This is a genomic window from Candidatus Methanodesulfokora washburnensis (assembly GCF_003947435.1).
In the GTDB taxonomy this organism is placed as follows: domain Archaea; phylum Korarchaeota; class Korarchaeia; order Korarchaeales; family Korarchaeaceae; genus Methanodesulfokora; species Methanodesulfokora washburnensis.
The window spans coordinates 1-9,092 of sequence record NZ_RCOS01000107.1; the positions used below are offsets into that span (position 1 = coordinate 1).

At 43.7% G+C, this 9,092-nt stretch carries 8 protein-coding genes; all 8 read left to right on the forward strand.

The genetic code is table 11. The features are described from left to right. Positions 1 to 215, forward strand: a 215-nt coding sequence (locus D6D85_RS08870; protein WP_272914430.1) for a cation transporter dimerization domain-containing protein, incomplete at its 5' end; no start/stop codon positions are given. 191 nt (positions 216 to 406) lie between these two features. Then, positions 407 to 3,289, forward strand: a complete 2,883-nt coding sequence (locus D6D85_RS08875) for an ABC transporter substrate-binding protein (RefSeq protein WP_125671701.1) — start codon at positions 407 to 409, stop codon at positions 3,287 to 3,289. Positions 3,290 to 3,375: 86 nt separating this feature from the next. Further along, the gene (locus D6D85_RS08880; protein ID WP_125671702.1) at positions 3,376 to 4,443 is read left to right on the forward strand and encodes an ABC transporter permease; all 1,068 of its coding nucleotides are present in this window, start codon (positions 3,376 to 3,378) and stop codon (positions 4,441 to 4,443) included. Positions 4,444 to 4,447: 4 nt separating this feature from the next. Then, entirely contained in the window at positions 4,448 to 5,875 is a 1,428-nt protein-coding gene (locus D6D85_RS08885) for an ABC transporter permease (protein ID WP_125671703.1), read from the forward strand. Between the two features lie 9 nt (positions 5,876 to 5,884). Further along, the gene (locus D6D85_RS08890; RefSeq protein WP_125671704.1) at positions 5,885 to 6,838 is read left to right on the forward strand and encodes an ABC transporter ATP-binding protein; all 954 of its coding nucleotides are present in this window, start codon (positions 5,885 to 5,887) and stop codon (positions 6,836 to 6,838) included. Positions 6,839 to 6,847: 9 nt separating this feature from the next. Further along, positions 6,848 to 7,822 (forward strand): ABC transporter ATP-binding protein, encoded by a 975-nt coding sequence (locus tag D6D85_RS08895; RefSeq protein ID WP_125671705.1) that lies wholly within the window; start codon positions 6,848 to 6,850, stop codon positions 7,820 to 7,822. Positions 7,823 to 7,876: 54 nt separating this feature from the next. Further along, positions 7,877 to 8,356: a hypothetical protein gene (locus D6D85_RS08900; protein ID WP_125671706.1), complete on the forward strand. Its 480-nt coding sequence runs from the start codon at positions 7,877 to 7,879 to the stop codon at positions 8,354 to 8,356. A 189-nt stretch (positions 8,357 to 8,545) separates the two neighbouring features. Further along, the coding region (locus tag D6D85_RS08905; RefSeq protein WP_272914431.1) for an ABC transporter substrate-binding protein at positions 8,546 to 9,092 on the forward strand (547 nt) is incomplete at its 3' end.

Here is a 9,092-nt window from a genome sequence, read left to right on the forward strand (position 1 = left end):
TAAGAAGGGAGCTGGAAGGAAGGAAGATAGATGACTATGAGGTTATTCTGGAGTCTTTGGAGGTGTTCGATCCTCCTTGGACTGTCAATGTTAGGATTGTTCTCCCAAAAAGTATGCCGCTAAAAAAGGCTCATGAGATAACCCATGAAGTGGAGCTGATTGTCAGGAGGATACTGCCGGGAGCTGCTGTGACTGTTCACTTTTCCACATCATGATAACACTTTGGTAAACTATATCTATATAATATATTCATAAGATTTAATAAAAGCTAGATTTTAGAGACAAAAATTGACTGGAACTGTGGAGAAGCTCTTAATGCTCTCTCTGTTTTAAAAAGAGTTAGGTTTATATCTTACCTCTTTGCCTATAGAAATGGGTCTTCAGGACCCCTCAAGGAGGGAGATGCATGTATATCTCCAAGAGGATATTGTTGGGTGTGCTCTTAGTGGCCCTACTGTTCCTTCCAGCAGCTCAAATACAAGCACAGCCTGTTAAGGGACCGCCTCTTGACGAAATAAAAATAGTTGTCAGGACAAGCCAGGAGACCGGAATTGGAGACACTGCAACAGGTAAATTGGATGCATTTCTCTGGTCACCTCCTCCAAGTGTATATAAAGGGATACCGGAAAGCTGGCTCAATAACCTTACCCTGATAAGATCCTCTGGTGGAAGCTGGAGCATTTTGGTAAACCCTGTTCACGATGACAACAGCAAATACATAGTAACTGTTGGCGGTAAGCAGTACTTCAATCCATTCGCAATAAGGGAGGTAAGGTACGCATTAAACTATCTAATAAATAGGAAATATATAATAGATACAATATTGGGTGGAGGAGGGGCTCCAATGTACATAACATTCGTGGGACCATCCCAGCCCGGCTACAAGATGCTTGAGGATGTCATAACGAAACTTGGCTTAACTCCCACTGGAGATGAAGCAAAGGGAATAGAGATGATAAACTCTGCTATGGAAGCAGCGGCTAAGGAACTAGGAGGAAGGCTCAGCAAGACGCCGGATAAGAATGCACCAGCGGGTTACTGGTGGACTTTTGATGGAGAACCTGTGACAGTAAAGTTCTTCATAAGAATAGAAGACGAGAGGCATGAGGAAGGTCTTTACATAGCCCGCCAGATAGAAAAAGCTGGAATAAAAGTTGACAGACAGGAAAGGGATAGAAGAACCTGTGTGAGAACCGTATATGGTACAGATCCAAAGGCCTACAAATGGAGCTTATACACAGAGGGCTGGCTCGCGATGCAGGCTTATAAGTATGTCGAGGGATCTCTGTCACAAGCATTTGCTCCATTCTTAGGATGGATGCCAGGAGAACAGGTGGAAGGGTGGTGGCAATACACTAACCCAGAGATAGACAAATATGCAATGGCTATCTATTTCGGCAGGGTCAGCAGTGCTGATCAGTATTGGAGCTATGCGAAGAAGGTAGCAGAGCTTGGATTGTTAGAAGCTGTTAGGATAGGAATATGCGAGCAATATGAATATTATCCTGTTAATAAACGTGTAAAGAACATGGCATGGGATGTCGTCTCAGGTCTAGGATCCAGATGGGCTTTGTTGACCGCAGATACTCCGGATCATAAGGCAACTGTCGCCGAGTTCTCTGCCCAAGGAGCTCTGTTTATGTCGGCATGGAATCTAATAGGAGGGCTTCAGGATGTTTACACACACTACATAAGCGATCTAGTAGTGGATTATGGAGCATTCCTGCATCCAGTGGAGGGAGACTACATACCTGTCAGAGTACAGTACAGTGTGTACAAGAACTATGATGTAACTCCAGATGGAAAAATTGTGGGGAAGATAGCTGTGCCATCCACTGCCTTGGTATTTGACAAGAAGACAATGAGCTGGGTGAATGCACACTATGGAGAGAAAGCAGCTGTTAAGGTTACTCTAAAGTACCTGTTCTCCAACTGGCACAATGGAATTCCGATGACAATGGACGATGTGAAATACTGGATAGCGTTCTACTACATATGGAGCACTCAGCTCGGTCCAGAGGACACGTACTACGATTCTTACTTTGCATCGACTGCAGCTCCGACATTGGAGCAGATACTGGGCTTTGACTTTGCCAGCAATGACACTATAGTAGTTTACGGAAATTACGTGTTTCCAATATCAGATAATGTAACAGGAGCGTTCTATGTATTCTGGCCGCAGCTGCCTTGGGAAATATGGGAAGCACAGGCTAAGCTAGTTGCTGAGGGAGGACCATCAGGAAAGAAATATTCGTTTGAAAATGTGGAAGGTGTGGAGTGGCTTGATCTCTTCACTCCTGAGCATCTGGCAGATGTGAAAACAGTACTTCAGAGCTTCATAGATTCAAGATATGTGCCTCCTGCTCTGAAGGGTATTATGCCAGGAGTTGCTATAAAGAGGTACACAACTGATATCCAGTGGATAAATGCTCATGGACATGCTTGGATAAGCAATGGTCCATTCTACATAGACAAGTACGATCCTAAATCAATGTATGTTGAGCTAAAGGCGTTCAGGGATCCAACATATCCATTCACTCCTGACTACTGGCAGAAGAAGTTCACTCTCTCAACGCTCTCCATAACAAAGATAGATGCTCCAGCAGCGATAACAGCAGGAGATAGCCTCTCTGTTAATGTAAATGTAATAGAGAAGATGGAGTATCCTCAGACTGGGGAGAGAGCAGCTGAGACCGCTTATGTAACAGTCACTCTCAGGGATCAGGCTGGAAACAAGGTATTCTCCGGTACAGCATCGAAAACGGCAGCTGGAGTGTTCTCTTTAACAATACCATCAGATGTGACAAAGAACTTGGCGGCTGGAGCATACACAATAGAGGCATTTGCTGCCAAGGAGGCAGGACTAGCTTATGGAACGACATCATCTGTTCAGCTCATAGTGAAGGCAGCCCCGCCTCCACCACCACCTCCTGTAGCTAAAGCAGCTCCGGTAATAGAGTACTTCAAGGCTGAGCCCTCTACAATACAGACGGGTCAGTCCTCCACCATAAGCTGGAGTGTGAAAAACGCAACATCTGTTAAATTGAACGGAGAGGAAGTTCCAGCAGTAGGTACTAAGACCGTGAGTCCATCTACCAACACAACTTACACTCTTACCGCAAGCAATGAGGCAGGCACCACCTCCAAGTCCCTAACAATAACAGTTGTATCTCCGCCTCCACCGCCTCCACCACCTCCAGCAGGACCGAGTCCAGCTCTGATAGGCGGAGTAGTAATAGTGATAGTAGTGATAGCACTGCTGGCATGGTATCTGCTAAGAAAGAAGTGATCTCCTCCCATCTTTTCTTTTTTTAAACTACAAGGAACCCTAAAGTTTATATGTAGTATTTTTTCTTTGCTGTCTGAGGGGATAGTTTGGGCTATGGCAGGTATATGGCCTTCAGGGTGATTAATGCCCTAGTAGTTCTGGTTTTAGTTGTGTTCATATGTTCTCTTCTCTTCAATACTTTTGCAGAGCAAGAGGTAAAGGCCATGATAGACGAAATCATAAGGGCCATGACAGTTGGCAACCCACAGCTCATGCAAAAGCTGAGATCTAACCAGACTGCATATCAGATATGGGTTGAGGAGCAGAAAAAGTTACTTTATGAGGAATTTGGTCTAAATAAACCGTATTTACAAAGGGTATTTGAAAGAGCAATAAATCAACTTCAATTTAAGTTTGGGAAAGCCACAATGATAAGGTCTCCGTCTGGAAGCACTGATGTGGCTACAATAATACTAGAAGCTCTTCCCAGAACAGTATTGCTTTTCACAACGGCAGAAGTAATAGTGATAGTAATAGGCATACTATTGGGCTTAAAAGCTGCACAGAAGGCCGGAAGCTTCTTGGATAGATCTATCCAAGTTATATCGATGATATCAGCTTCTCTTCCCATGTGGTGGGTTGGAATGCTTATGATAATAGCCTTCAGTTATTATATCCCCATATTCCCCTCAGGAGGCTTCACATCAATACCACCTCCGCCTCCAGGTATTCCAGCTCTAATGGATCTTCTGTATCATCTCGCTTTACCAGCGATAACAGTTGTGCTAGTAAGCTTCGGGGCTTGGGCATATATAACCAGAAGTCTGGTTCTAGGAACTCTTCAGGAGGATTTCATAATGGTTGCAAGAGCCAAGGGGGTGCCGGAGAGAAGGGTTCTTTATGGACACACACTGAGAGCTGCTGCTCCTCCAATACTTACTAATACACTTCTTGCATTAATTGGATCAATGGGAGGTGCTGTTATAACAGAATCCGTCTTCAACTGGCCGGGTCTGGGTAGGCTATACTGGATAGCGATAGAGGAATTCGATGTTCCAGTCCTGCTAGGTCTAACTACAGTTTTCACCATGCTTTATCTAGCAGCATTTGTCCTTCAGGATCTTATATACGGTTTACTTGATCCAAGGGTAAGAATAGGAGCTGAGAGGAGGTGAAAAAATGAGATGGTCTGATTTAAAGGCGGATTTGCTCGACTTTTGGTTTCAGTTTGTGAAAAATAAGAGTGGGATGCTTGGACTAATTCTGCTCGTATTTTTCATAGTATTAGCTGTGGCAGCACCTTTAGTTGCTCCTGAGGCAGGAGAGAACTGGAGAAATCTGGAGTACTGGCAGGAGAATCCTAAGGGCGTTCCTCCAGCTTGGATAAATATCTTCAGCTCTAAAAAACTATTTGTTCATACTGTAACATACATAAACAAATTTAATATAACATCATACGGAGGGATCACAGAATATGTATATAACATATCATTAGATTATAATTATGATGTCCCCCCTGCTGGCATGATATTAGTGATCGATGCTGAGGGCAAGCAATTGCCAATAACGTTGGATGTGCAGTTCACTAGACCGGATGGGATTAGCCTGAGACTTGCAAGTGAGCAGCTGTACCCTGTTTCCAAGGGAAGCTTAATGGAGTATTCGCTTCACTTCGGGTCTGATGTAAGCGTTGTTAGCAATGTGATGGACTTCGCTAGAAAATATGAGAGTCCAGATGTCATGTCAAAGATAAAACCCGATGTTTTCAAGTTCACTTATCCTCTTTTTTCTCAGGCTAAACCCGGCTTGACGCAGGAAGGGGCAGCAGTGCCGCTAAAAGGGAAGTATACTATTACTATAACTATATTTACCACAGAGCAGGGAATAAAAGTAACAGGAGCTAAGATGGTATTCGAGGGCCAGAGTTACGGATTATTCGGGACAGATGACTTCCGCAGGGATCTGTTCCAAGGACTCATATGGGGTACTCAGGTATCCCTGCTTGTAGGAGTTGTTGCTTCGGTTGTCAGCGTTCTTGTAGGGGTGTTGTACGGGGTGACATCTGCTTACCTCGGAGGAAGAAAAGAGGAGCTCATGCAGAGGATAACAGAAATATTCTACAATATACCAATGCTTCCCTTAGCTATAATGCTTGCAGCTCTTTTAACGCCAAACATATGGAACGTTGTTCTGATACTAGTGGTGTTCGGCTGGTCCGGATATGAGTTCGTCGTGAGAAGCATGGCCCATCAGATAAAGGAGATGGACTACATCGAGGCATCTAGGGCTATTGGGGCTAGGGCTAGGAGAATAATAACCCGCCATATAATGCCTCAGATAGCTCCTTATGCATTTGCCTCTATTGCTCTTGGAGTTCCAGGGGCAATATTGACAGAAGCAGCACTCTCATTCTTAGGCCTGGCTGACATAAAAAGGGTTACATGGGGCCTCATACTCCATGATGCCAATGGAGCAGCAGCAACAATAAGGGGAATGTGGTGGTGGGTTGTGCCTCCTGGCCTGTTCATAGCTCTTCTAGGTCTTTCTTTCGTTCTGATTGGGACAGCATTAGATGAGATCCTGAATCCAAGGATGAGAAGATTGTGAGGTGATATAATGCCTATATTAAATGTAAATAACTTAAAAGCATATTTTCTGACTATAAGAGGTGCTGTGAGAGCTGTTGATAACGTTAGCTTCTCTCTGGAAAAAGGAGAATCTCTAGGACTTGCAGGGGAATCTGGATGTGGCAAGAGCACTCTAGGATATGCCCTTATAAATCTCTTGCCTCCACCCGGGAAGATAATGGAGGGTAGCATCCTGATAGATGGAATAGATGTGGCAAAGCTAAGCGAAGATGAGCTAAGGAAAAAGGTCAGATGGAAGAAGATAAGCATGATATTCCAAGGTGCAATGAATGCCCTCAATCCTGTGTATACTGTGGGATATCAGATGTCGGAACCTCTGATATATCATGAAGGGATGAACAAAAAGGAGGCCTTAGAGGAGGCTAAGAGGTACCTAGAATTGGTTGGTCTCAGCAGAGATGTGGTAAACAGGTATCCACATGAGCTCAGTGGCGGAATGAAGCAGAGGGTGATGATAGCCACCGCCCTTATACTCAAGCCCACGGTTCTAATAGCTGATGAGCCAACAACAGCACTCGATGTCATAGTGCAGGCTCAGATAATAAATCTGATGAAAAAGCTCAAGAGAGAACTGGGCATATCGATAATATTCATATCGCACGATCTCTCTATAATATCGGAGATAGCTGATAGAGTGGCCATAATGTACGCTGGAAAAATAGTAGAGCTTGGTTCTTCTGATTCTGTCTACTTGAAGCCAAAACATCCATATACTCAAGCACTTCTTAGAGCAGTTCCTAGGATAAAAGGCAAGAAGGAGAAGTTGACATTTATACCAGGTGCGCCCCCAAACTTAATAGAGCCTCCATCAGGATGTAGATTTCATCCCAGGTGTCCTTATGCCTTCGATAGATGTATAAGGGAGGAACCTGAGCTGAAACAAGTGGAATCAGGCCATTTTGTGGCCTGTCATCTGTACTGAGGTGAGAGTATGCCAGTTCTTGAAGTTAGGAATTTAAAGAAATATTTTCCTGTTAGAAGATCAATAAAAGAGTTCCTTACAGCCAAGCCACCGAGATTCGTGAGAGCTGTAGATGACATAAGCTTTTCCATAGAGAAGAGGGAGATATTTGCTCTAGTGGGTGAGTCTGGATGTGGCAAAACGACAACAGCTAAGCTGGTTATGAGGCTGTTAGAGCCAACATCTGGAAACATTCTATTTAATGGTAATGATATAACAAAAATAGATGAAAAGGAGTACAGAAGGAAGGTTCAGATGGTCTTTCAGGATCCATATGCATCGATGAACCCGAGATTCAGGGTATATGATGTCCTTGAAGAACCATTGCTGATAGCCGGAGTGGAGGACAGAAAGGAAAGGGAGGAAAGAATAATGAAAGCACTAGAGGCCGTAAGAGTATCTCCTCCATCGGAGTTCGTGCACAGATTTCCACACCAACTTTCTGGGGGACAGAGACAGAGGGTGGCATTCGCTAGGGCTATAATACTTAATCCAGAGTTTATTGTGGCAGATGAGCCGGTTTCTATGCTTGATCTGTCGGTAAGAGCCGAAATTCTGAACCTAATGGAGGAGATAAGAGATAAATACAATGTTACATATTTATATATAACACATGATCTATCAACTGCTAGGTATATGAGCAATAGAATTGCCGTCATGTATTTAGGAAAAATAGTGGAGATGGCGGATTCAGATTCTCTTGTTGAAAAGCCCCTTCATCCCTACACTAAAGCTCTAATATCTGCTGTTCCTGAACCAGATCCTAGGATGAGGGATGTTATCAAGGAAATACCAGTAAAAGGGGAGGTTCCTAGTGCCATCAACATTCCATCAGGATGTAGATTTCATCCCAGGTGTCCTTATGCCTTCGATAGATGTATAAGGGAGGAACCTGAGCTGAAACAAGTGGAATCAGGCCATTTTGTGGCCTGTCATCTGTACTGAGGTGAGAAACTGCTAAAAGGATATGGAAGGCATCTCTTAATAGGTCTGCTCCTAATGTTAATAGGAATAGTATTATCCATTTATTTAATAGTGGGTTACAATGCCATAGAAATAAAAGGTTCTCTTTTCGTGGAGAAAAACTCCTCAAAAGTGCTAAGGGACTTTGAGGGCTTAGGAAACCTATCGCAGAGCATTTATGGAAATATATCCCTTTTTTCATCAGGGGATGCCTCCATTCTGTACACGCTTTACTCGGGGAATAATGAATATACCTATCTCATCGGTTTGGAGCCTGGTGAATCTAAGATGATAACACTAGAAGGAGAGAGACCCGGAACAATGAGGGTTATATCCCACAATGGGACTAACATATATTACTGCATGAACATTTTTTTGCCAATAAGAAACCCTGCGATAGCGGGAATTTCAGCACTAATGGCTTTTACAGGGGCTTTTATAGCACTCAGAGCAATAATGAGTTTCTACTACAAAATAGTATACGAGAAAAGCTCTGAAAGCAGTACGGATCAATAGCATGGGTTATGAGCATATTTGCGAGCGTGTACTTCGGTCCAATTTACTCCTTCAACACAGGAATTTTTTTATTTTTAATAAATTATAAAGATATTATTTAATAATCCACTCTATATAATGATAAAACTCAGAAAAGTTTATTTTTATCCGGATTCTAAAGGTAATGTCCTCCTACTAGGAGGTGTTTGTATGGAAGGTGTTTCAAAAGCGGTTTGGGCCGTTGTGGCCATAGTCATAGTGTTAGTTGTTGCAGCAGCAATAGCAATGCAGAAGCCAGCAGCACCAGCACCAACGAATGTGACTCCTGCGCCGGCTAAACCAGCAGTACAGAATCCAGATACAATAATAGAGGAGACGATAGGAGAGCCGGATTACTTAGACCCTGCTGTAGATTACGAGACAGCAGGAGGAGAGGTGATAACAAATGTATATGAGACACTGACATGGTATAATGGGACAAGGGCCGATCAGATAATACCCTGGCTTGCTGAGAGGTATGAGGTTAGCCCCGATGGCATGAGCTACACATTCTACCTGAGAAAGGGGATAAAGTTCCACGATGGAACCCCGTTCAATGCTACAGCCGTGAATTACTCGTTAGTTAGGGCAATTGTGATAGCTGATCCTGATGGTCCCGCATGGATGCTTGGCCCTATAAGAGGGGCTGAGGAGTTGATGGAGAAGATATGGGCTGGGAATGCGACATGGGATGATGTCAAGGCCTGGCTTGCCAAGA